Annotated in this window: 21 protein-coding genes; 5 read left to right on the top strand and 16 right to left on the bottom strand. The window is 32.4% G+C overall.

Annotated elements, in window-relative coordinates:
* Positions 1 to 7 precede the first annotated feature (7 nt).
* Positions 8 to 343: a winged helix-turn-helix transcriptional regulator gene (locus BLP44_RS10015; protein WP_008463411.1), complete on the bottom strand. Its 336-nt coding sequence runs from the start codon at positions 341 to 343 to the stop codon at positions 8 to 10.
* A gap of 293 nt (positions 344 to 636) precedes the next feature.
* On the opposite strand from BLP44_RS10015, the gene BLP44_RS10010 reads away from it, so the two are divergent.
* On the top strand, positions 637 to 1,380 hold the full coding sequence (locus BLP44_RS10010) for an SDR family oxidoreductase (RefSeq protein WP_091132405.1): 744 nt from the start codon (positions 637 to 639) through the stop codon (positions 1,378 to 1,380).
* Positions 1,381 to 1,782: 402 nt separating this feature from the next.
* On the top strand, positions 1,783 to 2,751 hold the full coding sequence (locus tag BLP44_RS10005) for a hydrogen peroxide-inducible genes activator (RefSeq protein ID WP_091132402.1): 969 nt from the start codon (positions 1,783 to 1,785) through the stop codon (positions 2,749 to 2,751).
* A 109-nt stretch (positions 2,752 to 2,860) separates the two neighbouring features.
* Here BLP44_RS10005 and BLP44_RS10000 read toward each other — a convergent pair whose 3' ends face one another.
* The 15 genes from BLP44_RS10000 to BLP44_RS09930 form a co-directional block, all read right to left on the bottom strand.
* On the bottom strand, positions 2,861 to 3,634 hold the full coding sequence (locus BLP44_RS10000; protein ID WP_091132399.1) for an alpha/beta hydrolase: 774 nt from the start codon (positions 3,632 to 3,634) through the stop codon (positions 2,861 to 2,863).
* A gap of 212 nt (positions 3,635 to 3,846) precedes the next feature.
* Positions 3,847 to 4,263 (bottom strand): OsmC family protein, encoded by a 417-nt coding sequence (locus BLP44_RS09995; RefSeq protein ID WP_091132395.1) that lies wholly within the window; start codon positions 4,261 to 4,263, stop codon positions 3,847 to 3,849.
* Between the two features lie 337 nt (positions 4,264 to 4,600).
* On the bottom strand, positions 4,601 to 6,499 hold the full coding sequence (locus BLP44_RS09990; RefSeq protein WP_091132392.1) for an Eco57I restriction-modification methylase domain-containing protein: 1,899 nt from the start codon (positions 6,497 to 6,499) through the stop codon (positions 4,601 to 4,603).
* The gene (locus BLP44_RS09985) at positions 6,499 to 7,254 is read right to left on the bottom strand and encodes a hypothetical protein (protein ID WP_091132388.1); all 756 of its coding nucleotides are present in this window, start codon (positions 7,252 to 7,254) and stop codon (positions 6,499 to 6,501) included. The genes BLP44_RS09990 and BLP44_RS09985 overlap by 1 nt, the downstream gene beginning before the upstream one ends.
* 5 nt (positions 7,255 to 7,259) lie before the next feature.
* Entirely contained in the window at positions 7,260 to 8,312 is a 1,053-nt protein-coding gene (locus BLP44_RS09980) for a hypothetical protein (RefSeq protein ID WP_091132385.1), read from the bottom strand.
* Positions 8,302 to 10,623 carry a sensor histidine kinase gene (locus BLP44_RS09975; RefSeq protein WP_091132382.1) on the bottom strand — a complete coding sequence of 774 codons (2,322 nt, stop codon included), beginning with the start codon at positions 10,621 to 10,623 and terminating at the stop codon, positions 8,302 to 8,304. The genes BLP44_RS09980 and BLP44_RS09975 overlap by 11 nt, the downstream gene beginning before the upstream one ends.
* Before the next feature lie 308 nt (positions 10,624 to 10,931).
* Positions 10,932 to 11,270 carry a hypothetical protein gene (locus tag BLP44_RS09970; protein WP_091132378.1) on the bottom strand — a complete coding sequence of 113 codons (339 nt, stop codon included), beginning with the start codon at positions 11,268 to 11,270 and terminating at the stop codon, positions 10,932 to 10,934.
* Between the two features lie 233 nt (positions 11,271 to 11,503).
* Positions 11,504 to 11,737, bottom strand: coding sequence for a hypothetical protein (locus BLP44_RS09965; RefSeq protein ID WP_091132375.1), 234 nt, complete (start codon positions 11,735 to 11,737; stop codon positions 11,504 to 11,506).
* A gap of 323 nt (positions 11,738 to 12,060) precedes the next feature.
* A complete protein-coding gene (locus BLP44_RS09960; protein WP_091132372.1) occupies positions 12,061 to 12,582 on the bottom strand; it encodes a hypothetical protein in 522 nt (173 codons plus the stop codon).
* Positions 12,583 to 12,623: 41 nt separating this feature from the next.
* Positions 12,624 to 13,295: a hypothetical protein gene (locus tag BLP44_RS09955; protein WP_091132368.1), complete on the bottom strand. Its 672-nt coding sequence runs from the start codon at positions 13,293 to 13,295 to the stop codon at positions 12,624 to 12,626.
* A 227-nt stretch (positions 13,296 to 13,522) separates the two neighbouring features.
* Positions 13,523 to 14,014, bottom strand: a complete 492-nt coding sequence (locus BLP44_RS09950; protein ID WP_091132365.1) for a hypothetical protein — start codon at positions 14,012 to 14,014, stop codon at positions 13,523 to 13,525.
* 125 nt (positions 14,015 to 14,139) lie between these two features.
* A complete protein-coding gene (locus BLP44_RS09945; RefSeq protein WP_139159193.1) occupies positions 14,140 to 14,628 on the bottom strand; it encodes a hypothetical protein in 489 nt (162 codons plus the stop codon).
* Positions 14,629 to 14,719: 91 nt separating this feature from the next.
* Complete coding sequence (locus tag BLP44_RS09940) at positions 14,720 to 15,388, bottom strand: hypothetical protein (protein WP_091132358.1); 669 nt, start codon at positions 15,386 to 15,388, stop codon at positions 14,720 to 14,722.
* A 4-nt stretch (positions 15,389 to 15,392) separates the two neighbouring features.
* Positions 15,393 to 16,835 (bottom strand): hypothetical protein, encoded by a 1,443-nt coding sequence (locus tag BLP44_RS09935; RefSeq protein WP_091132355.1) that lies wholly within the window; start codon positions 16,833 to 16,835, stop codon positions 15,393 to 15,395.
* Positions 16,836 to 16,838: 3 nt separating this feature from the next.
* Positions 16,839 to 18,647 (bottom strand): type VI secretion system Vgr family protein, encoded by a 1,809-nt coding sequence (locus BLP44_RS09930; protein WP_091132351.1) that lies wholly within the window; start codon positions 18,645 to 18,647, stop codon positions 16,839 to 16,841.
* A gap of 709 nt (positions 18,648 to 19,356) precedes the next feature.
* On the opposite strand from BLP44_RS09930, the gene BLP44_RS09925 reads away from it, so the two are divergent.
* The 3 genes from BLP44_RS09925 (at position 19,357) to BLP44_RS09915 (ending at position 24,952) form a co-directional block, all read left to right on the top strand.
* Positions 19,357 to 21,945 (top strand): dermokine domain-containing protein, encoded by a 2,589-nt coding sequence (locus BLP44_RS09925; protein ID WP_091132347.1) that lies wholly within the window; start codon positions 19,357 to 19,359, stop codon positions 21,943 to 21,945.
* Between the two features lie 159 nt (positions 21,946 to 22,104).
* The gene (locus tag BLP44_RS09920) at positions 22,105 to 23,361 is read left to right on the top strand and encodes a retropepsin-like aspartic protease (protein WP_091132344.1); all 1,257 of its coding nucleotides are present in this window, start codon (positions 22,105 to 22,107) and stop codon (positions 23,359 to 23,361) included.
* A gap of 283 nt (positions 23,362 to 23,644) precedes the next feature.
* The gene (locus BLP44_RS09915; RefSeq protein WP_091132341.1) at positions 23,645 to 24,952 is read left to right on the top strand and encodes an epoxide hydrolase family protein; all 1,308 of its coding nucleotides are present in this window, start codon (positions 23,645 to 23,647) and stop codon (positions 24,950 to 24,952) included.
* Positions 24,953 to 25,039: the final 87 nt, after the last annotated feature.

Here is a 25,039-nt window from a genome sequence, read left to right as displayed (position 1 = left end):
GAATATTTTAAGAATTTCGAATAATCTCCTCTCGATGTGATTTTCCCCATTTGATCATTTCTTCAATCACAGGACCAAATGATTTGCAATACGGCGTCGATTCGTATTTCACCTGAATTTCGGCATCGCGATCTTCGGTTCTTTTTATGAGCATATTCAATTCCATTTCTTTGAGCTCTCGCGAAAGCATGCGTGTCGTAATTCCCGGAATACTCCGTTCGATTTCTCTGAAACGATGATTTCCGTTGCAGATTGAATTGATGATAGGCAAACGCCATTTTCCGCCCAAAACATGCAGCGTGTCCTGAAGCGCCTGTACTTCTTCTTTCTGATTTCTTTCCATAGTATTCAATTTTTTTTCGCCACGACTCGACCGAAGGGACAGACGAAGTAATGCACGAATTTTTTTTTCAAAGTTTTCCTTTATGAATTATATTGATTGAATATTAATCAATATAATTCGTGTAATTAATCACATTTTTCCATGCAGATTGTAAAAAATAAATTCGTGAATTCGTGGCTATATTTTTTTTACATTGAAGAATAAAATTAGTTTGGTATACTCCATGATACTGGTTACAAAGTTATACCATTTTGAATTTAAATTTGCCAAATAATTTTTAAATAATCAAAAAGATGGAAAATCTTAAAAATAAAACAGCCGTTATAACAGGCGGAAACAGCGGAATAGGTTACGCAACAGCCAAACAATTAAAAGAACAAGGCGCGAACGTAATTATTACTGGAAGAAGAAAAGAAGCTATAGAAAAAGCAGCTTTAGAACTAGATGTTACAGCCATCACAGCAGACCAATCGAATATTTCAGATATTGAAAAACTGGCAACTCAAGTAAAAGCCGATTTCGGTTTGGTTGATATTTTGTTTGTCAATGCGGGAATTGCAGGTTTAGGAACTATCGAACAAACCACAGAAGAGTTGTACGACAATATTATGAATGTGAATCTAAAAGGCGCTTTTTTCACTTTAAGCAAATTTATCCCGATTTTGAAAGAGGGCGCTTCGGTAGTATTTCTTTCTTCGAATACTGCTAGTATGCCAGGTCCGGGATCTTCGGTTTATTCGGCGAGTAAAACGGCTTTGAACTCGTTTATGAGATCGGCGGCTTTAGAATTAGCGCCAAGAAAGATTCGTGTCAATTCGGTTAGCCCAGGACCAACTCAAACCGAAGTCATGAACAAAGTAGGCCTAGACGAAACCACCGTAAAAGGCATTATGGATGTCGTAGTAGAAAAAGTGCCATTAAAACAAATGGGAAGGGCAGAAGATGTCGCAAAAATGGTTTCGCATTTAAGCAGTGATGCCGCGATATTTATGACTGGATCAGATGTTATTATGGATGGCGGAATGGTTTTAGGTTAAGACGCTGAGATGCTTAGATGCTGAGATTCTAAGTTTTTTTGATTGCGGAAAGAAACACTAATTCCCTATCGAATACTTAAAACAAAAGCGATCGGTTAAGATCGCTTTTTTTGTGGCGTGTAAGTTTAATTTAAAACACGATTTAAGAATGATAAATACAACATGCTCCAAAAACTACTCCATTTGCATTTACTCCATTCCTAAAGCTGTTTAATTTATGTACGATAAATTGGATGTTTTGGATTTTGATTTTCATGAAAAAAAAGATAATTATTTTGATTCTAAATAATGTTAGCGTTTTGAAAGAACTTTGTCAAAGTTTCAAACTTTGACAAAGTTTTCACTATAAAAACTCAACAACTTAGTACCTTAGCATCTTAGTACCTTAGCACCTCAAAAAGAATGACCATTCAGCAGTTAAAATATATTGTAGCTTTAGACGAAGAACGCCACTTTGCGAGAGCGGCCGAAGTTTGTATGGTAACACAGCCTGGACTTACAATTCAGTTAAAAAATCTGGAAGAAGAAATCGGAATCAAGATTTTTGATCGAAACAAAGTTCCGTTAACGCCAACGGTTTTAGGAATTGAAATCATCAACAAAGCCAAAAAGATTCTTCGTGAAGTAGATGAAATTCGTGATTTTGTAATCAACGAAAAAAATCTTTTGGAAGGAGAGTTGAAGCTCGGTATTATTTCGACTTTATCGCCTTATCTGATTCCGCTTTTTATTCAGGCTATGAAAGAAGCGGCGCCAAAAGTGCATTTTATTATTAAAGAAGGTTATACCGGACATTTAATGAAAGATCTCGAAACGGGAGCTATCGATGTCGCGATTATGGCAACCCCAACAGGAAATCCGAATTTAATTGAGCATGTTGTTTTTAAAGAGCCGTTTGTAGCCTATTTAAATCAGACGCATCCAATGGCGAATGAAGAATTTTACGAAATGCAGCCCGGCGACAAAACCGAATTATTGCTCCTGCATCACGAATACTGCTACAATGCACAATTATTAGACATCTGCGGACTAAAAACGTCAGACAAAATAAAAGAGCAGTTTACCTACGATATCAATTCTATAGAAACCTTAAAAAATCTGGTTCGAGCGCATTTAGGATTTGCGATTATTCCGAAGCTTTCGACTTTAAACGAAACGGGCGCACTTTTTAAACCTTTTAAAGAACCCGTTCCCGTAAGAGAAATCAGCCTAGTAGTTTCCGATTCCTTCTCCAAGAAATTATTGCTCGAAAAAATGAACGAAGCCATCTGGAACTGCCTTCCCGAATCGCTCAAAAAAGATTTCAGTTACAGAAAAATCCGCTGGAACGATTCTCCTTATTTTGTTAAAGCAATAAGTAAGTTGACTTAAATTCCAAAATAAAAATTCCAAATTCCAAGCTATACAGTAATTGGAATTTGGAATTTTTATTTGAAATTTCTCCCAATTCATTGGAATTTGGAATTTAAAATATTGGAATTTAATTTTTAGATGCTTCCACAATCACATTCGCCACTTTCTCAGGCTGAGAAATAAACACCACATGGCTTCCTTTAATTTCAGTTATTTTAGTGTTCGAACGTTTGTACATAGCGTGCTGAATGCTCGGAACAATACTTTTATCCTCAGTTGCTACAATTCCGTACGAAGGTTTAGTTCTCCAGGCTGCTTTTGTAATTGGAGTTAAAAAGCCCTGAGCATAAAAAGCACCTTGCGAAGCAAACATAAAGTCAGCGTCTTCTTTACTTAAATCTCCTGCAAAACCAGCGTGGAATTTAGCTTTATCATAATAAGCGATTCCTTTATCGTCTGGATTCAATACACCATTTTCAGGAGCTGGAGGCGCAGTTTGCAACCATTGAACCGAATTTTCGCCATTATCAGGCTGTAAAGCCGCAACGTAAACCAATGCCGCCACTTTCGGGTGATTTCCAGCCTCTGTGATTACAGTTCCTCCCCAAGAATGTCCGACCAAAATTGTTGGTCCGTCTTGTTTGTCCAAAGCCAAATTGGTTGCTTTTACATCGTCTTCTAAAGAGCTCAACGGATTCTGAACGATCGTTACATTATAGCCTTTTTTAGTTAAAACCTGATACAAACCTTTCCATCCCGAACCGTCTGCAAAAGCGCCATGTACCAATACTACGTTTTTAATTTTTGGAGCTGTTTTTTGTGCGTTTACCTGAACTGATGTAAGTAATAAACTAAAGATTATTGCTGCGAATGCTAAATAGCTTTTATATAGTGTTTTCATTTTTATTAAATTTTAGATTTTAGATTGTTGATTTTAGAATTAAAACAAATTCCAATTTTGAAATCCCAAATTCCAATTTTCCACCGAGAGTTGGAATTTGAACCCGAGCGATAGCGAACAGGCGAAGCAAATCTCCGCAAGAAACTCCACAAAGTTTTGGAATTTGGACCCGAGCGATAGCGAACGGGCGAAGCAATTTAAAGAATTGGAATTTAATTAAGTGTAACTGATAAAGTAATCTCCGTATTTAGCAATTTAGAAATAGGACAAATCTCTTTTGCTTTTTGAGCGGTTTGCTGAAAATCTTCTTCAGAAATTCCGGGAACTTTTCCTGTAAGTTCTAAAGCAATTAAAGTGATAGTTCCGTCTTCAAAAGTTACTTTAGCCGTTGTGTCTAAATCTTCTGGAACAAAACCAGCTTCAGACAATAAAAAGCTTAACTGCATGGTAAAACAGCCAGAATGTGCCGCTGCGATTAATTCCTCAGGGTTGGTTCCAACACCTTGCTCAAAACGAGTTTTAAAAGACAATTGTGCATTATCTAAAGTCGTGCTTTGTGTACTAATGGTTCCTTTTCCTTCCATTCCTGTACCTTTCCAGTTTGCGTTTGCTCTTCTTGTAAATTTCATGATTTTTATTTTTTAAGTTATTTTTTAAGATGTTCAAATCATTTCTTTGATTTTGATGAGACAAAGGTATAGGGAAAGGTTTTATTAGTCAAATTAATAATTTTTAGTAGTTATAAAAATAATTTATATTGTTTTGTAAAGTGAAGATTTATAGTATAGAAAGTTTTGCTCAAGGAAATGGGAAGGGTAGGAGATTTGACTTAAAATGATTTTGAAGCTGTGGTGTTTATGAATGGAGTTGATGTTATTATGGATGGTGGGGTGGGATGATTTTTTAGTTTGTTTTTGAAATGAAAAAAGAGCTTGTAAGGGAATGCAGGCTCTTTTAATTCAAGTTTTAAAAAAGAATATCTTTTCTTTTTAAATTATATTTTTTTAGAATAAAATTTTCAATATCGTTTTTATCTTCTAAATTTAGTAGAAACTTTTTTTCTTCATCAGTCATTTCAAAAAGCCCAAAATTTTTAATGTAATTTTTTGCAACTGAAAAATAATTACCAGAATATGGTTTACTAGTATTAGTTATATAAAACCAAAAAACTTTTGACATTAGAATTTTCTGCAAAATATTTAAGTCATCAGACAAGTCTGAAAAAATAGCATATCCATTGTAAAATAATAGATCTTGATCATCGGTATATACAAAGCAAGGTGCATTTGTGATGTACGGTAATAATAATTTATAACCAGAAATAAGTAAAGCTTGATTCCTTCCAAACGCATACCATTCTTCATAATCTCGATTTCCTTTATCTCTTTCAGATAATATCTTCTTGTAATTTAATAAATATTTATATGTTAGTGGGTAATTAGATTTAAGCGTTTTCTTTTCAATAATATTTAGTTTTTTTTTATTTAAATCATTGCTCTCGATTGATATATCATAAGGGAAAATTAATTTTTCTGTATGTTTTGCAATTTCGGATTCTAGCTTTAAAGTATTTGGTTTAATAGCATTTCTACATATTGATTTTTCAATTTTATATTCTTTGTTATCTTTTATAAAAAAAAAGAACTCTTCAGTTTCTTTTATGGGAGTAAAAAGATAAATATTGTTTTTTAGAGTAGCAAATCCATTACGTATTTCATACTTTTTACCTAGCGGTCTTCCATTTTTTTCGATATTAGAAATTATTTCTCTTGTTCTTTTGTCAACTAAATACCAACCTTCTACATCATTTAAATCTGAATAGGAAATGTTTATATAATCAGATTCAGTTATTGATTTGATATTTGTGCTTTTTGACTTAATATAATTTATGCAATCCGTTTGTTTTTTTCCTATAATGCATATACATGTGTATGTAGATCTTTTTTTAAATATTTGTTCTCCTCCAAAATCTATTATGCTTAAATCAAATTTATTCGTAGAAAAATAATTTCTTACTGATCTTCCATTTAGGCTTTTATAAAATGTGTTGACAGTAATATACCCCAATATTCCTTTATGATGTAAATTTTCTAAGCCAATTTCGAAAAAAGGTATATATAAATCTGATTTTCCAGAATCTGAAACGCTCCATTTTTTAAGTAATAATTTTGTATCACTATCAATTTTTGAAGCGCCTACATAAGGGGGATTACCTACGATAATATCAAAACCACCATTTTGTTGGATTTCTGAAATTAAGCTCCAATTAAAGCTTAATGAATTGCCTTGATAAAGATTAAAGTCAAAATTGGTTCGGTCTTCTCCATTTATTATAGCGTGAAGAATTAGCAATATCTTAGTACGTTCAATACTATAATATTGAATGTCCACTCCAAAAATATTATCTTTAAATATATCATAATAACTTTTGTCCGTACGCAATTTAATTATATCAACTATAGTTTTAAAAAAGCCACCACAGCCACATGCTATATCACCAAATTTAACATCAGTTATTTTTTTTTCAAAAGTTAGGTATTTATTAAGGCATTGAGTAATTATATACTCTCTTATATATAAAGGAGTGAACACGGCACCATTGACTTTTTTATCTTCGGGAGATATAACAAACTCAAAAATGTTTAATAACTGTTCTATAGATATAGGATGTTTATAAAGATTAACAAAATTTAGTAATTGTTCATATTCTTTGCTTTCATTTGAGTCAATAATGAAATTAGATATGAAAATATTCTTGACTTTTGTTATTTCATTTGTATGTAAAAACGCAGAAACTAATATTTTATTAATATTAGTTTCTTGATGTGTACAATTATTAAGGTAATCTATGATTTTTTTATCCATTAATTTACGTATAGAGGGAAAACTTTACTGAAGTTATAATCCTCATGTGTATTCTTTGCTTGAAATGCTTTAAAATACTCATCCCATATTCTTTTTTGAGAATTACTTAGGATTGTTTGGTAATCGTGATCATTCAATATTTTTTTTACAAATTTAAAACTTTTATTATTGTAAAAATTATTAATAATAAAATGAAATGCAAGTATAATATCCATTGGAGGATGAGGAATACGCGGACTACTTAAAACACCTAGATTTGGCTCTAGATATTCAAGCTTTTTTCCGCCAAACTGAAAATGATAATATGGATGTGTGTACTTGCAGTTTTCAGGGTTTCTTTCTTTATCCAGATGCCAAGAACTGTACTTTGGATCTTGTTTATTTTTTCGAGATTTGTATAGTTCAATTTTAAGGTCTAATGTATAAATATGAAGAGAATCTATATTTTTTTCGATAGGATTAGTTAAAGCTACTTTATTGTCAAATTTTACAATACAATAATTTAGATCTACATCATCAGGTAAAGTTCCGACCATGTTTCCATTGATATAAAATTCTAAATTTGAAAATTCATAATCTACGAAGTCTTTTCTTCGTAGAACATCTATAACATCCTCGATGGCTTTAAAATTACCATCTATTTCATACCTTTTTATTAAAGTTAATAGAATTTCTAAATCTTTTATATAAGACTGATTTTTCCATAACTCAGTTTTTTTATCTTTTTTAGATAGCCATTTTTGGAAAAAATTCATGTCTATTATTTATAAGTTCTCATTTCTTTTCTATCAATTTCGCTAACAAGCTTACTGTATTTTTCAATATCACTTAAATATCCATCAATTGAAACATAATCTTTATCTTGCCAAGCTTTAAATTCTTCATCTAATAATTCGATTCCATCAAAGGGATCTAAAGGCAATTTTGTTTCTTTACATATTACCCAATAGTTAGTACTATAATTATTTTTGGATGTATTTACCGTTTTAAGCTTAAGATTCAATTTTTTAGTTAATATTTTTGTTCTTTCTTCTGCATTGTAATGTCTTAAAGAATAATTTGCTCCTATTTTATCTTTCCACCAATTTTCAATCAAAGGCATCCACCATCTATTATATGAATCTGAGAAAATCCCTTTGTATTTATAGTTTTCTAAAGATTCTAATAAATTGTTCCAATCTTTAGAATCTTTAGAGATTCCTAGACGGGCTGATAAAATATCTTCACCAATTAATAAACCTGAACATCGGATTAAATGTTCGTAAATGAATCGACTGTATTCATATAAAGATTTATTATTTTCATTAAGATAGACAAACAACTTTGAGTGTAAAATTTCCTGTTTTGTATCGAGAATTGATACAATGTCATAATTTGATTTTTTGATTTTTTGATATGATTTTATAAATGATATACACCTATTTATAAATTTTTCGGGATTTAGTTTTGTTGCACTTTCTTTAGTAATTGCATAGTCAAATAAATCATGACTAGTATAATCTTTTTTGTAAGATGCTATAATCTTTTCTTGCGTTGACATCAATACTATTGGTCTTTCTATAAAGTCATCTGTAGCAATTAAAGATCTTAGTGTCGAAGCAATAGTCGGAGCATTACAATATTTTAAATCAGACCCTTCTGTTAAAATATAATCTAAAATTATCAGATCAGGTTTTTTTTGATTTATGTCATTTATAATTGAATCAATGCTATTGGAAGGTTTAATGGCTTCCACTTTAAAGTTGTCTTTTTGAAGGGTTAGAACTCTTGTATCGGCGTCCAAATCTTCAATGTAAATTATTTTATAATCCATATTTATCTAATTCTTTTTCTGTTGCAGCTGGAATTTCTATATAAATTGTTGTTGAGAAACTTTCTTTTGGTTCGTCAACAAATATTTTTCCTCTATAGCTTGTTATTATATCTTTTACTATTTTAAGTCCTAATCCTGTTCCTGTAAATTCATTATTTATTTCCAGTTTGTCAATTGAATTTGGTGATGAAGTAGTAAAAAATTCTTCGAAAATACGTTCTTTAATTTCGTCCTTAATTCCATCACCTGAGTCTGAAAATTTTAAATACAGCTTATTTTCAAATTTTCCACATTCAATATTTATTTTACCTATATTATTGCTTCTCTTTATTGCTTTTTTCGAATTACTAAATAAATTAAACAGAATACTGGACCATTCAGATGGATGCATAGGACAAGTAAGTAGATAATTCCCAAATAGCTCAGGCTCTTCTAATTTAATGTTGTTTTTAATTAGGTCATTTTCAATAGTTTTCCAGAAATTATTAATAGTTTTTTTTAGATCGATAGGTTTAATGTTTCTCGAAACATTTTGTGAAATTACTGAATCAAAATATGAAGTATAGGTATTAAATGATTCTATGTTCGATTGAAGTAATGTTAATCTATGTAGAATCATCTGATCATTTTTTAATTTTTCAATCAAAAAAGACACATTATTATCCATATTTAGAATATAGTCTTTGACTTCATGAAGAAATAGTCCAATAGTTAATCCTACACTACTTAAGACTCGCAACATTGATCTTTCTTTTAGGAATTGTTCCTTTTCTTCTTCTTGTGCTTTCTGTAATTCAGCAATTTCTCTTTTTACTTGGTCAAATTTTTTCTTTCTCCGTTTCTGTACCTCAATATTTCCTGTTTCCTTTTCTAATTCACGGTCAAGCTCTTCCAGCGTAAAAGCAATGTTTTTGATCCTTACTTCTACAGATTCATAGATACCATCTTCATCTTGTTTTTGCCCAGAAACAATTTTAATATTTCTTATCTCAGCAACCTTGATGACAGATGATAAAATTGATCGATAGACGAAATTTTTTAATTCAATTACTGCTTCAGTTTCTATTAATCCCTCTCTACTAGATGTTTCATTAAAGATATTTTCATTATCTTTTAGTTCAACAAAACCGAAGAAATTTAAGTTAGAATGAACAGGTAATATTGATCTTCTTTTTACAGATTCATCTAAACCTAGCCAATCATTATTAGCTTCACCGTATGGTAGAACTCTAAAACCATTTCTATATAATCTAATTCCTCCTTGAGTTCTTGCAAGTTTTCTAATACTAGTTTCTTGCATTTTTGGAACTAAACCATCAGCATAGATAAAATAATAGGCTCTAAATTTTACTTTTTTTAAGTACTTATATGGAACATTGTCCTCGTCAGGATCTGAACTTAATTCGGTAATTTCATTAATATTAAACTGCTTACTTTCTACGGAATACAATCCGTAACCATTTTCATCAACCCACCCGTTTATAATTGCTGTAGCATAATTATAAACCATCATTTTGTCATCTACAATATTAATTTGCCTGCCATTAACAATTTTAGAAAAATAAACTTTAAAACCCGGGTCGATATTTATTCTTTCAAATTCATTTTCTAGACTCTCTTCGATTTCTGGTAGAGGAAATGGTTGTAATATGTCTCCAATATATTTATAAATTCGTTTTATAGAAGCTTCTGACCATTTATCTTTCAGTCCTTCTATTTTTAAAATTGTCCCTTTATCTTTTGTTTTGTTTTTTGTGAATATTTTGTTTGTAATAGTATTTAAATCAAGATCATTAGAATACTCATTCCAATTAATAGACAAAACTAAAGCTATATTATCCGATTCTGTTTGTGTTGTAATTGTAAGTTTTTCGGCTAGACGCTGTACGGCAAATCTACCTATACCTTTTTGCCCAGCTCTCTTACGATTATATAAATCTGAAACTGGATTGTGGATTTTAGAACTTGATGAAATTCGCATAAAGCCATTTATTAATTGTTCTCTATTCATACCCGTTCCATTGTCTTCAATGTATAATGTTCCTCCTATTTCATCTGAATTCTCAAATTTAATGTTTACTCTTGTCGCATCAGCATCATAAGAATTTTTAACTAATTCGGAAACAGCTGTTTCTTGCCTAGCAACGAGTTCACTTCCAAGTCTGTCAATAACTCCTGCATCAATACTAAATCGAATATTTTCTTCATCAAATTTGGCTAGTTTTGATGATAACTCTATTATTCTGCTATAATTATTTGGATCATCGATTAGCGTTTTTGATAATTGTTCTCTTATATTTTTTTCATTCATTTAGTTATGGTTTTATTATCTGAGTGCTACTTTGAAATTTATTAACCTATTTGTTAAGTAAAAAAGTATATTAAAAAAAACAACAATTGATTTATTCTAATTATTCTAATTCTTAAAAAAATATTATTATCAGATTTAATTTGTGCTAAGATATTGAAAAAAAATATTAATTTTTTAATGAGAAAAAACGGAAATGCGCTAATAAAATATTTTGAAAATTTGTATATATCAAAGATTATAAAGCTATTTTATACTTAGGAATACCTGAGAAATGAATAAATACTATTTTAATTATAATTTTTTTCTGTCTATAAAAATTCGAAAAAGGATTTAACATTGGATAAGGGAGTGCTATTATTAAATAATGCAAGTACTTTTCCTTGAATACTTCCATCTCGAACCTCTATACTTGAATTATTGTGGTTATATACAAAACAAAGCTTTTTGTTATTGACTTGTAGCCATAATACATTTTTCATTTCACCGTCTCGGGACATTACTTTAATATCATTAGTTGTTTTCCAAATAATTCCACCAGCAATTGCTAGGGCAATTTGATTAACATTTTGAGCATGATGATTAGCGCGGTCTAGGACACCTGTCAAATATTCTCGAAGGACTTCAATATTTTGTATTGTTGTAGGCATAGTTTTGTTTTAAATTGAATAAATAAAATTATTTGGAACAAATTTCAATTTTTAAAATTTTGAAATTATACGGAAAACCGTAATAATTGAAAATTTCTTTTTAGCAAGAATACCAATTATTAAAAATTAAAACAACAAGTATTTCTACGGTATTTATCTAAAGTTAAAAAAACAAAACCCTCAATCTCCTAAAAGACCAAGGGTTTTAATTTTTTCAAAAAGAATAAACCTTATTACTCCAAATCCAGATAAGGATCTAAAATTTCGGCTAGTTCATTGAGCCAATAGAAGCTGTCTCCAAGTTTGGCAGCGTTGATCTGAATGTTTTCTTGATCGTTTAGAACGCCCAATGCGAGGGTTAGATTTACCTGTCTTATGGCTCTGGCCATATCGAGTGGGTCAATTCTGTCGTTGAAGAAATTCATTAAACCGATTTCGGCTTCTTTTGAAAGGGTTTTGGTACTCATAACTTTACTTTAAGGAAATATAAAACCCACGTGACTTAGGTGTCCTACGCTGTAAAGTTGAGCGTTGCGGTTGTTTCCAATACCGCCACCATACCACATGGGCAAACTTTTTTTCTGAGATCATAACTTTACTTTTAGGACTGCAAATATATTAAAAAAGAAGTTGTTTTGATATTATAAAAAGTAGTACAATTCTTAAATTGTAATTTATACAAAACACGATAGAATCACATTATTTTGTAGTTGGTTTTCTAAAAGGCGTGAGCATCTTGATTAAATTTGTATTGCGAGCAGGGGATTAGGTTTTCTATTTCTATTATGTTTTAGAAAATCATCTTAAATCTATCTGTTTTTAAAGACAATTTTGATTCAAATATTTTTTTCTTAATTACTTTTCCTTTCTGATCAATTTTAAAGCATATGTATAGATATCCAGTGCCTACTGTCGAATATGAAAAATTATTTATTTCGATTATAATACTTGTATAATTTAATCTCTTTGTAGCTACAATCTTAGTGGGAATGAGATTCGTAAAATCTTTGATAACAATATTTTGAACATCATAATTGTTTATTTCCACTATTGGATTTTGCGAAAAGTTTAATTTTTCAATTAACTTTTTTGTTAACGACTTTTTATTGCATTCTGAGGTAATTACATTTTCAGTTTTTAGAGCAAAAATAATTTCATTGTTAAAGAGATTCTCATGAATTTGATAAACACTTAAAGAATCATTAATTGCTATTCTACATGATTTTATCTCCTTTTGAATAAAGTCAGGTGTATTCTTTTGTGCAATTAATGTATTAAGAAAAAGACAGAAAAAGAATGTTGCAATTCTCATAATTTACATGTTGGGCTATTTTTAAAACTGAAATTGGTTATTTATTGATTATTGTTATCTAATAAGGTTCTTATAGAGTCAATATCTGTTCTTTTGTAGTTAGAAAGGGGAAAATTTGTCTCAGTAAATTTTAATGTTTTTTTGTATTGTTTCCAACCCCAAGACTCAACATTTATGCTGTCTACATAAAAATCATTAGCATTAAATGAAATATATGTTTTAGTATAAAAACCGCTATTCCCTATAAGATCTTTAGAAATAATAAAGCCACTGTTATTAATTTTTATTTCTTCGTAATAAACAGGAGTATTACATTTTAAAACGTTTTTATAAATTTTAAAAATTTCACTCTTTTTATTTATGGTTTTGCTTATCAAAAGTATAGGGAAATCAAATTCTGAATTATTAGGAAAACAATTTTCTTCATTGCTTTCGTAATAAGGTTTTAAAACAACAATTGTATCTACTGTTTTATTATTGTCAAAATCAAAAGGGATAGGTTGGTCTGTATAATAATTTGAGAGTATAATTCCATATTTGTTTTTGTAACCCTTAACTTGATCCAAACATTTTTTTTCTAACAAATTATTTTTTGGACTAAATAGAGTATCTTTTGATAAATCATGTGAATTTAAAATCACATTTTTTTCAATTTTACTATTGCACGAAAAAAGGATAATAGATAATAAAAGGAGATATAAATAATATTTCATAATTATTAAATTTTAAAAGTGGTCCAAAACATTGTTCCAGATTTGAATCCTGTTGATTTTAAACTTTCATGTACTGCTCATGCTGGCGCGAGCGTCTCGCTCGTGCCGATTTAGGTAAAATTGATTTACATTGCGTTCACGAGCGGGACGCTCGCACTAGCAGGGGATTCAAAAAAGCCCCAATTCAAATCTAAATAAAACGTATTTTATTCTTTTATTGTTCAAATCTATTTTGAACAATAATTAGGTAATAAATCACGAGAGGTTAAATAAATTGTGTCAGATTCTAAACAATATTCTATATTGTTTATTTTAATATAATTATAGCAGAAAAAATCACCTTTGTTCTTACCATATTTTTGTCTGAAGCCTTGGCTTCTAAAATCATAAATTTTTACTGTTTTATCTCTCAATTTAATTAATAATGTATCTGTTTTTAATATTTTATCTTCTAAACAATATGACAAGTTGTTTTTTGACAATGAATCTATTTTATGGTATCTAATCATTTTTTTTAAACCTTCTTTTTGAATGATTAGTATTTTAAGATTTTCATTTATTTGAGAGTTGGAAAATTTAATAACTATATTGTTAGAACTTACAAATTTGCTGTTTTCGCATTTATTATAATTAATATAATCAGAAGCAGCAAAGTAAACGAATCGAAAAATGAAAAATGTAAATGTTAGTACCAAAAAAAACAATATAACCTTCTTCATTTTATTTAGCTTTAATATATCCATTGTAATTATTCATAAAATGATTCGATGTTATTGTTTTTCTTAAGTATCTTGATTGACCAAAAGGATCGGTTCCCCACGAGTATACATTAAAATCTATCTCATTACTTTTTTATAATTTTTCCAAGATTTGTTGGAATTTCAATATTTAAAGGTGCATTTTTGTTGTCTATATTTTGTCCATTTATCACTAATGATGATATATTATTCATTATAGTAAGGCTTTCACAACAGTAGAATACTGTATCTATTTTATTTTCAACTCCTGTAATTCTATATTCAAGACTATCATCTATTATCAATCGTATATCATAGTTTATTTTACCTCTATAAAAAACATTAGGTGTAAATATTCTTTGGCTATTATTTTCACAGCCCCCAATATTAAAAACGGAATCACTTTTAATTAGGATTTTAAATTTAGAATCCTTCACATAACTTTGGTAAACAATTTTTTTTGGACATTTTGATGAATTCCATTCTTTCAAATAAATTCCCCAAAAAGAACTATTATCTTTTACATATTTAGTTTTATGGCAGCTATTCAATAAAAAACAAAAAAGAAGTAAACTAATATATTTCGATATATCCATAATAGTTGCTTTTAAATGATTTAACATTTATTCCTTTCGGGTTATATAAGCTTTGTGTTGACGAACGGACAGCTCGTGTTGACAAAGGAATTTAATTGTTAGTGTAATCTGCCTCCTGACGTTTTAAAACTTTTCCTGTATTACCGTCAAGTGTAATTATTTCTATAGTATTTGGCTTTTTAAGCCATTCTATCTGCCACCATGAATTCTCACAATTAAAATTCCTTCTTATTACAGTATGATATCCAGTATTCTGTAAAATGGGACCTTTTTGCAATGGAATTTTTTCGTTTTCACAGAATTTTACAATTTCTTCAAAAGTAAATTGGTAATGCTTGTCATAGTCTGTTTCTTTGATTAGATTTCCTGATTCGTCAAATTCGTATCTTAAACCTTTTAAAAAACTAGACCAATTAAAAGCTAGACCTTTACTTTGTATATTACCGTTTAGAAAATAAGTTTTAGAAATCATAAAAAATGAATTTAATGGAGTTTCTGAATAACTATAATTCTTCGATTTGATTATCTCAATAAAAGTTCCATTATCTAAAGTTTTATATACGGATTCTGATTTAAACATATCTAAGCCGTCGATGGTTGTTTTATTTTTTTCAAAAAAATAAAAATCAAATATTTCAAAATTTTTATCAATTTTTGGTATCATAATTTCTTTATTGCTATGTTTTTCTTTATTTTTTTTTTGTGCTATACAGCTAGTTAGCATTCCAAGTAATAAGTACAATAAAAATTTTCTTTTCATAGTTTTATATTAAAGATTGATTTGCTTTTTGCCACTGCCACTTCCATAAGGAGTATCTAGTTTGAGGTATATGGTGTGAATAATCTAGAATATTTTCTGTTGTTGCATATCTGTAAGTGAAAATTGCATCTGAATCTGCTTCTTCATTCGTAAAAGAATGTGGCAGATTGAACGAATGCAAAAATTCATGAGCAGCAGTCTGATCATTCTTGGTCAAAAATAAAACTACATTTTTACCAGTAGCATATCCATTTAATCCTGAAATCATCCCATTTGACTTGAGCTGACCTCCACTTTCTCCAAAATAAAAAGCTTTATAATAATCATCGTATTTATTTTCGCTTGTGGGATCTATAGTTTTAAGGTTGGTTTTTATTTTATCGTACAAATAATTTTCCAATGCTAAAAAACCTGTAGGGTAGGAACCAGCAGGATAGTGTGATACTATTTGACTATTTGCCACATAGTGCCCTCCTGTCTGGAATTTAGGATCTGCCGAAACATCAACTTGTGTAATAGCTACATCAGTCTCTATTAAAGCTTGTTTTAGATAATTTTCAAATAGTTCTTTTTGTCCTAATAAATTTCCTTTTTTGATTTTTAGAGGATCAGAAAAATCAGGTGTTAGAACTTCAACTAACAAAACCTTAGCTCTTTTTTGTTTAGCACTATTATTTGCCCAAACATTTAATTTACCTGCTAACAATTTTTGCTCTACGCAGTTTTCATCTTCTTTTATAGCATTTATAATAATGTTTTGGTCACTGTTAAACTCTTGCAAACATTCTATTGTTATATGATTCGCAAGTGCTTTTTTTCCTTTACCTTTTATGATAATTTCTTTTGGTGTAATTGTAAAATATTTATTGTCTTCAAAACGTAATAAATCTGGTTCTTCTTCGACATCTATAATCAAACTAATAGTTGCTTTTGTATTTGGATACATAGAAAGCCAAGAACAATAATATTGTTCGGGAACACAGTTTCCTGTGCCGTCATCAATTTCTTTCCACGGTATGTTGTGGGCATCATAAATGTTTGTGAGTTTATTGTATAATATCTGGTCATTTTTAAAAATACCATAACATTCGTTTCGGTCTGTAACTAATGTTCCAAATGTGTTATCGGTATATTGTTTTGCTACAATGTTTTTATAGTTGTTATCTCCAAAAGTAGTCTGTCCGTTTATTAAATTACTGTCACCAATTCTCATCCAGTCAAAGCCATAATCTTCTCCTAGCCAATTCTTTTTTGGTCTAAAATGTACAATGCATTTTGCTGGCAGTTCTGGCTTTGGAGCATTTATAGGGAAGCCATAAGTATGACTCTCTGCCGTTTCATGAATAAAACCTGTAGCATTAAATGTTATGTTCCCATCAGAATACATATAATGATTTCCGCTTGAATTTTTAGTAATAGTGCCTCCAACAATTCTTATTCTGCTCATAATTTAGTTTTGTGTAGTCTGCTCTCCGCTATTGTTATTTATTTCTTTTTGAGCATTTTTACTCAAATTGCCTTCTGTATTATTATAAAAACCTTCTTTTGCTATCTCATGTCTCTCTTTATCAGTTTTAGATTCAAGATTTCCCTTAATATGTTCAGAATATTTTCCATCTACTACAGCATTAAAATCTCCAGCGACTCCAATTTCTTTAAATCCACCAATGCTTTCACTATGATTTATTCCGATTATATCTGTTTTATTTATTGTAACATTTGTATCCATATTGTTGCCTACATTTATAATAAGATCTTTACAATTAAGGGTCAAAGTTCCTAGAGTTGTCAATGTCATATTTTTGCCTTCCTCATCTAGCTGAATCTCATTCCCACTTGGGTCAGAAAGACAGATGCCCACTTTTTCGATAAACTTGAAAAGCTGCCCAAAAGGGAGTTTCCAGCCTTTAATTTGGTTTTTTGTATCAAAGAAATCGGGCATTTCTTTTCCGTTATAAAAGGTGCCAGAAATATACGGGCGTTCTGCATTGTTGGCTTCAAAACTTACTTGAACTTCTTCGCCAATTTCGGGTCTAAAATATAGCCCTTTTCCAGAGCCAGAGTAAGGCTGTACAACACGCATCCAATCGCTTTTAGTTGCCCAGCCATTCCAGAAGAAATCCACTTTTATGCGTCCCATTTTTTCGGGATCATTATTGTCAATTACTATTGCAGACTGGCTTTCAGCAGGAGCAAATGCAGTTACGTCTGTGTAGTGCGGCGCTGCCACATCGGCGGGAATGGCTTTAAATTTACAGGTGTAATTTCCGTTTACCTCAGAGCAGTGAATAATTTCAACTGCCAGTAGATGATGCTCTACGTTTTTATTTTCAATAGAGAAAGTCTGTCCCAAACCTATTGGCAGATAGGAGGTGCCACTATAAAATATGCTGTTGGCATCGCGTCCTGCGGTCTGCATTTTTACCATTTCATCAATTTCATCTTTATTTTGAGCATTGCTGGTATATGCGCCGTTTTCGAGTCCGGGTCTTACAATATAAGGCTGTTTAAAAACGGCTAATGTGGCAAATCGGTCTTGACTTCCTACGGAGGTTTTTTCTGCACCATTTTTTATATTAGAAGCGCTATTGTAGTCATAACTGCTGAACGAAGTTTTATGTGAAACCAAATTGGCTTCGATGCTAAAATTATGCAGTGAAGATTCGTTTATAAGTTTTATTTCGGTGTTTTTAATTTGGCCAAACTGCATACGCATTCCGTCAAAATAAAACCATTGGGCATAACGTGCAGAAAGACGTTTAAGGAAATCAAAGCTTGTTTCGTTGTACTGAGTCTTAAAACTAAATTCTTTTGTATAGGTAGGCACAATTGCTTCTCTCTGATAGAATTCTCCTGAATTTTCTTCTGCAAAAATTTCGAGTACAATCTGTTGTAAGTTTTTCTCGCGAAAGATTCTGGATTTTGGCATATCATCAAGAGCAATTGTATGGCTTGTTCCTGTTACGTGCAGTCCAGCTGGGCTTCCGTGCAGATCGATAGAACCTAATTTTGTAATTCTGCCTTTAGACATTAAGCGTATTCCGTTTACTTTAAAGGTGAAAATTACCTCGCTGCCAATGTAATTGCTAAAAGCTTTCTCCTGATCTTGTGAGGCAATAATAGGTTTTCCTGTGTATTGCCAAAAGAAAGAAAAATGGTGATGGTCTGCCATTTTTTGAGAAAGCTCAAGATTGTAATAGATAACATTTTGGGTAAAGCCTTCTATAGTGATATGTACTTGTTCTGTGAATTTTGACATTTTTTAGAAATTTAAATAAGGTATTGATTGGTTAAATTGAAATCTATTTTTTAAGAATTTGACATCGTCAAAAGCCGATTGTTTGGCAGTAAGTTCTATTGATTAGGAGCATTGGAATTTGCTCATGCTGTTACATTTTTCTTCGTTGATTTGTAGTTTGCTAGAAAACTCATTCTCTTTGTTTTAAGGTTAATTTGATGCAATAATTTTGCGATCCTTTATTTTGATATAGAGGGGAATAGTGGGATTTCTAAAATGTAGTTGGATTTACTGCTGGTATATGCGCAGTATTTTTAGTGCGGTATTATGGTAAATATAGATAGGGAGAAATAATAACGATGATCTCTAAAAGACAAAAAAATAATAGAATAGGGCATTTATTTGTTTTGTTTATTTTGCAACAACTTTCGTTTGAAACCGAGTGCCCTAGCCCCGATAGAAGTGGAAATCCTTTTGTGCTGGGGTTCAGCACAAAAGATTGCAACGGATAGCGGGAAATAGCTCCTAATCAATATCAATGTGACATTTTAGCTCACTTTAATTGTGGCAGAATACAATCTTAAATCAAGAAAAGAAGAATCATTTAGGCACTTATTTGGTTTCAAATTATAATGTGAAACAAAGTAAGAGGCTGATTTGTAGTTTTATTTATGCGGTGAATTTAATTTTATACGAATCAATTTGATAAGACGATCGAAAAAAGTTTTCAATGAATAATCTAACCTTAAAATTTATGAGAAATGCTTTTCTACTACTTGCAGTTTGTTTGAGTACGATTTTGTTCTCCTGCAAAAAAGATAAAGATACGGAGCAGTCAAGTTCTGAAACTGGAAAGTCTGAAACTGCCGACTCTACATTAATTGCCGATCGTGGCTGGCCTCGCGAAGCGGAGAACAACGGTACAAAATTGGTTTATTATCAGCCTCAGATAGATGACTGGAAAGATTTTAAAGAATTGACAGCACGAGTGGCTTTTTCGCTGACTCCAAAAGACGGAAAACAGGTTTTGGGCGTGGCTTCTTTAAAAGCGGAAACATTGGTAGACAAAGACAACCGAAGCGCTTTTATTAAAAATCTTCAGGTAACCGATGTGCGATTTCCTGCTTTGGACGAGAAGAAAGTGCCTAAAATGGAAAAGCTGTTTAAGGAAACGTTGCCTCAGAGCGGAGATCCTATTTCGGTAGATCGTATTTTGGCAGATTTAAGTCATACCAAAAGTCCGCCAAAAGGAATCGCGGCTAAAAATGATCCTCCGACAATTTTTTACAGTACGAATCCGTCCATTTTGCTTATTGTGCAAGGTGAACCGGTTTTGGTGCCTGTAGAAAAAACGGATATTCAGTATGTGGTAAATACCAATTGGGACTTGTTTTTTGATAAAACCACAAAAGATTATTATGTATTGGTGGAGAATATCTGGCTAACTTCGAAAAATCTCGCAGGTAAATGGACTAAAACAACCAAACTGCCTTCAGGTTTAAGCAATCTGCCTTCGGGACAGAATTTTGATGATGTTAAGAAAATGATTCCGCCTCCGTCTTCTGGAGGAGCTCCCGAGGTTTTCTACAGCAATAAACCAGCCGAATTGATTGCCATAAACGGAAGCCCGAAGTTTGTTAAAATTCCAGGAACTAAATTGTTATACATTGACAATACCGAGAATGATATTTTTGCTGACGAAAATAAAGGTCAGTACTATGTATTATTGTCTGGAAGATGGTTTAAGTCTAAAGAACTAACAGGACCGTGGAGTTATGCCAGTAATAGTCTTCCGGCCGATTTTGCTAAAATTCCGAAAGATTCTCCGCGTGCCAATGTATTATCGTCGGTTCCAGGAACTCAGGAAGCGAATGATGCTGTTATGTTATCGCAAGTTCCGACAACAGCTATTTTAAAGAAATCGGATGCTGAGTCAAAAGTAAAAGTATCGTATGATGGCGGAACACCTCAGTTTAAACCTATCGATGGAACGAAAATGCAATATGCAAGCAACACGCAAGAGAAGATTATAAAAGTGGGCGATTTGTATTATTTGTGTTTTCAAGCGGTTTGGTTTATGTCGACAAGTCCGAACGGACCTTGGAAAACATGCGATTCGGTTCCGAAAGAAATTTATACGATTCCGCCAAGTTCACCAGTGTATAATGTTACGTATGTAACGCAAACCACAACCGACACAACGGTTGAAAGCAGTGCAACAGCAGGTTATTTGGGTGCTTTTATTATTGGCGCAACTTTTGGCGCTATCTTGACTTATGGAACTGGATGGTATTATCCGCCTTATGTGTATTACGGCGGACTGTATCCGATTTATCGTCCGTGGCCTTATGCGTATGGAGGAGGAGCCGTTTATAATCCGTGGACGGGAGGTTATGCCGCTGGAAGACGTGTTTATGGGCCTTATGGTGCAGCTGGAACTTCGGCTTGGTATAATCCTGCAACGGGAAGATATGGGCGTTCTGCAAGTGTGCAAGGCTGGTATGGCGGACGCACGGCTGCAAGCACGTATAATCCGTGGACTGGAAATTATGCGAGAACCAATCAAGGGCATAATGCGTATGCACAATGGGGACATTCTGCAGCTACAAACGGAAATCAGTGGGCGCAAACAGGACACATTACAACGCGACGCGGAACGGCAATTGGTTATGAAACTTCGAGCGGAAAAAAAGGTGTAATTACGCATAGAAGAGGCGGAGGAACAACAATTCACACTAATAATAATGTGTATGCTGGTCACGATGGACATGTCTATAAAAGAGATGCCAACGGAAACTGGAGCCATTATAATAACGGAAACGGCGGCTGGACGCAAGCAGGAACTTTGGGTTCGTCTAAAAAAGCGGGTGAAGGAATTCAGAATAGAGCTAACCAAAGGCTTGGCGCAAACGGAGCTGGAGAGAGGATTCAGCGTGACAGACCTAATCAAGGACTTGGTGCCAATGGTGCAGGAGAGAGAATTCAACGCGATAATCAAGGACTTGGTGCAAATGGAGCTGGAGAACGTATGCAGCGCGACAACCAAAACCTAGGAGGTGAAACTCGAATGGGAGACGGAATTCAGAGGGATAATTTCCCTAAAGCAGATCAAACGCTTGGACAACCAAATAAACCGCTTGGAGAGGCAGGTCATCCTGATGTTACACGTGATCTAGACCGATCCGCTTTTTCAAGAGATCGCGGCGAAATGCAAACTCGAAACTTTCAGAATATCCAAAGAAGTGGTGGCGGATTTAATGGAGGCGGCTTCGGCGGTGGCGGTTTTAGAGGCGGCGGAGGTTTTAGAGGAAGAAGATAAATAAGTGTAAAGGTTAATTAATTCAAAAAAAAATCAGGAAGGACAGAAATGTTAGACCTGATTTTTTTTTAATTCTAATTTTAATACAAAGAATAGGAATTTTAAACTCTAATTTTTTTTCGGATTTTCCTTATATTTAACATTCAAAAAATCAGATAAATGAATTCTAATAAATTTTTACTTGGCCTTTTGTTTGCGGTGCAAATACTATTGGGGCAGACAAAATCGGATTCTATTTTAAAACAGCTGAGTAAACAGCATCAGTTTGCTAAAATGGACAGTCTTAACAGCAAAGAAAAGGGTAAAGATTATTATTTCTATAAAGGATTATATGCCAATGTGTGTAACAAGCCAAAGTTATCAAATCAGTATTTGGACAGTTTGAAAAACAATGAACTTATAAATACGTATGAATTTGCCAAATTGAAAGATGATAATTATATCAAACTCTTTAGTTACAATTCGGCTTATATGGCTTCTAAGGTTTTAACGATGAAATTTCAGCAGCATTTTACCAAAGAAGAACTTCAGGATGAAATAAACACGCAGCAAATTTGGAAGACGCTTAGAGGTACTAGGCCACAATCTATAGATAAATTTACTAAAATTACTGTTGCTGCTGTAAAAGACAAAGCGGGTTTGATTACAACAGAGGTTAAAGCAAAGGACACTGTCTCTCATTTTGTTTTTGATACGGGGGCAGGAATTAGCTGTATTACAGAAAGCATAGCGAAAAAAATGGGAATTAAAATTCTTCCAGACCATAATATTTCGGTGGAGAGTTTTACAGGACAGAAGAATAAAGTTCGTATTGGTGTTGCGTCGGAGATTAATTTAGGAGAACTGAAAATTCATAACGCAGTGTTTTTAGTATATCCAGATAAGGCTTTTACTTTTGCAGATGGAGCGTATGTGATTAACGGAATTATTGGTTTTCCGATAATAAAAGAATTAGGAACAATCACTTTTGAAAAAGATAAATTGACGTTTTCTAAAGAATCAGAATCAAGTGCAAACGAAAAAAACTTGTTTGTCGACGAACTCAGAGCGATTGTAATGTTGAAGTATAAAAACAAAACCTTGCCGTTTAACTTTGACAGCGGTGCAAAAGTAAGTTTGTTTAACAAAGCATTTTACGAAACATTCAAAACGGATCTGGATTCTATAGGCACTTTAGAAACGACAAAATCTTCCAGTGCTGGTGCAGAAGTTGTTTCGACTGAAGTTTTGGTTTTAAAAGATCAGCCAATATCACTCGGAAATAAAACAATTCAGCTTCCAAAAATGGAAATTGCTCCAAAGGATTATGGCGTTTATGGCGAAGTAAACTATGGGAATATCGGTCAGGATGTTCTCGGCCAATTTGAAAAAGTCGTGATTAGTTTTGATGGTAATTATTTGAAATTAGAGAATTAGAATTAGCCATAGAAGAATTATATAAATCAGGATAGTGATAACATACTATACCTGATTTTTTTTGCTAACTGCTTATTTAACCGCAAAGTTCGCAATCCCGATAGCTATCGGGATTGCGGTAAAAATCCCTCTCATTTTACCTCTCATAATTCACAACTTACAGCCTGTCCATTTCACCTTGAAGTTTGTCCGCTTCACCTATTTTCTGATTTCGTAAGAAGGGTTATCGAAATACTTTTGACAAAGAAATTAACGAATAACACTAATTTAAAAATCAAAAAAAATGAAAACACTTCAGAGAAACAGACATTCATTTATACAAACAATTGCAACTGGAACTTTTATGTTGTTGGCATCGGCTTCTTTTGCACAGAATAAGGACAAACAAAATAAAAATGATGCAAGTCTAATTCGCCCTTATCATATCAGTGTTTCACAGGAAGCGATTACAGATCTTCGCAATCGCATCAATGCTACAAGATGGCCAGATCAGGAAACGGTAAATGATCAGTCGCAAGGGGTAAAACTGAATCAGATTCAGAGTCTTGTAAAATATTGGGGAACGGACTATGATTGGCATAAAGCCGAAGACAAACTAAACGCTTTGCCTCAGTTTGTAACCAATATAGACGGATTGGATATTCAGTTTGTTCATGTAAAATCGAAATACAAAAATGCAATGCCGCTGATTATTACACACGGTTGGCCAGGTTCGGTTTTTGAACTTTTAAAAGTGGTTGGACCGCTTACAGATCCGACTTCTTACGGAGGAAAGGCAGAAGATGCTTTCGATTTGGTAATTCCGTCGATGCCAGGTTACGGTTTTTCTGAAAAACCAAAAACAGCAGGCTGGGGGCCAGAGAAAATTGGAAATGCTTGGGACGTTTTAATGAAACGTTTAGGCTATAAACACTATGTTTCGCAAGGTGGTGATTGGGGTTCTGTAATTGCAGATGCTATGGCACGCCAAGCTCCAGAAGGTTTATTGGGTATTCATGTGAATATGCCCGCAACTGTTCCTGCTGATGTTGCTAAGGCATTAAAAAATGGCGATCCAGCTCCTGCAGGATTATCGGTTAAGGAAAAAGCAGCTTTTAATTCGCTAAACAAATTGTATACAAAAGGCGGTGGTTATGCCGGAATGATGGTAACACGCCCGCAGACTTTAGGTTACGGATTGACAGATTCTCCTGTAGGATTGGCTTCATTTTTCTTGGATAAATTCAACGAATGGACATATAGCGGAGGAAATGCCGAAAAATCACTTACTAAAGACGAAATGTTAGACGATATTTCATTGTATTGGCTGACTAATACCGCTAATTCTTCGGCTCAATTATATTGGGAAAATAACAATAACAATTTTAATGCTTTCGAACAGAAAACTGCTGATATTAAAATTCCAGTAGCAATCACGGTTTTTCCTGGAGAGATTTATCAGGCTCCAAAAAGCTGGGCTGAAAAAGCATACAAAAACTTGTCTTATTACAATGAAGTAAATAAAGGAGGTCATTTTGCCTCATGGGAAGAGCCACAAATTTTTACGGTTGAACTTCGTGATGCTTTCAGAAGTTTAAGAGGAAAACATTAATTAAGAAAATAGGGAAAAAAATAAAAGTTGTTTCACGCAGATTTTACAGATTAACGCAGATATAAATTAAAAAAAATCTGCCAGATC

Source organism: Flavobacterium anhuiense (assembly GCF_900101855.1).
Classification (GTDB): Bacteria; Bacteroidota; Bacteroidia; order Flavobacteriales; family Flavobacteriaceae; genus Flavobacterium; species Flavobacterium anhuiense.
This window is presented reverse-complemented; position numbering and strand designations above follow the sequence as displayed.

Coding starts and splice junctions, on each gene's coding strand:
- BLP44_RS10015 (WP_008463411.1), bottom strand. CDS start 343: ATGGAAAGAAATCAGAAAGAAGAAGTACAGGCGCTTCAGGACACGCTG.
- BLP44_RS10010 (WP_091132405.1), top strand. CDS start 637: ATGGAAAATCTTAAAAATAAAACAGCCGTTATAACAGGCGGAAACAGC.
- BLP44_RS10005 (WP_091132402.1), top strand. CDS start 1,783: ATGACCATTCAGCAGTTAAAATATATTGTAGCTTTAGACGAAGAACGC.
- BLP44_RS10000 (WP_091132399.1), bottom strand. CDS start 3,634: ATGAAAACACTATATAAAAGCTATTTAGCATTCGCAGCAATAATCTTT.
- BLP44_RS09995 (WP_091132395.1), bottom strand. CDS start 4,263: ATGAAATTTACAAGAAGAGCAAACGCAAACTGGAAAGGTACAGGAATG.
- BLP44_RS09990 (WP_091132392.1), bottom strand. CDS start 6,499: ATGGATAAAAAAATCATAGATTACCTTAATAATTGTACACATCAAGAA.
- BLP44_RS09985 (WP_091132388.1), bottom strand. CDS start 7,254: ATGAATTTTTTCCAAAAATGGCTATCTAAAAAAGATAAAAAAACTGAG.
- BLP44_RS09980 (WP_091132385.1), bottom strand. CDS start 8,312: ATGGATTATAAAATAATTTACATTGAAGATTTGGACGCCGATACAAGA.
- BLP44_RS09975 (WP_091132382.1), bottom strand. CDS start 10,623: ATGAATGAAAAAAATATAAGAGAACAATTATCAAAAACGCTAATCGAT.
- BLP44_RS09970 (WP_091132378.1), bottom strand. CDS start 11,270: ATGCCTACAACAATACAAAATATTGAAGTCCTTCGAGAATATTTGACA.
- BLP44_RS09965 (WP_091132375.1), bottom strand. CDS start 11,737: ATGAGTACCAAAACCCTTTCAAAAGAAGCCGAAATCGGTTTAATGAAT.
- BLP44_RS09960 (WP_091132372.1), bottom strand. CDS start 12,582: ATGAGAATTGCAACATTCTTTTTCTGTCTTTTTCTTAATACATTAATT.
- BLP44_RS09955 (WP_091132368.1), bottom strand. CDS start 13,295: ATGAAATATTATTTATATCTCCTTTTATTATCTATTATCCTTTTTTCG.
- BLP44_RS09950 (WP_091132365.1), bottom strand. CDS start 14,014: ATGAAGAAGGTTATATTGTTTTTTTTGGTACTAACATTTACATTTTTC.
- BLP44_RS09945 (WP_139159193.1), bottom strand. CDS start 14,628: ATGGATATATCGAAATATATTAGTTTACTTCTTTTTTGTTTTTTATTG.
- BLP44_RS09940 (WP_091132358.1), bottom strand. CDS start 15,388: ATGAAAAGAAAATTTTTATTGTACTTATTACTTGGAATGCTAACTAGC.
- BLP44_RS09935 (WP_091132355.1), bottom strand. CDS start 16,835: ATGAGCAGAATAAGAATTGTTGGAGGCACTATTACTAAAAATTCAAGC.
- BLP44_RS09930 (WP_091132351.1), bottom strand. CDS start 18,647: ATGTCAAAATTCACAGAACAAGTACATATCACTATAGAAGGCTTTACC.
- BLP44_RS09925 (WP_091132347.1), top strand. CDS start 19,357: ATGAATAATCTAACCTTAAAATTTATGAGAAATGCTTTTCTACTACTT.
- BLP44_RS09920 (WP_091132344.1), top strand. CDS start 22,105: ATGAATTCTAATAAATTTTTACTTGGCCTTTTGTTTGCGGTGCAAATA.
- BLP44_RS09915 (WP_091132341.1), top strand. CDS start 23,645: ATGAAAACACTTCAGAGAAACAGACATTCATTTATACAAACAATTGCA.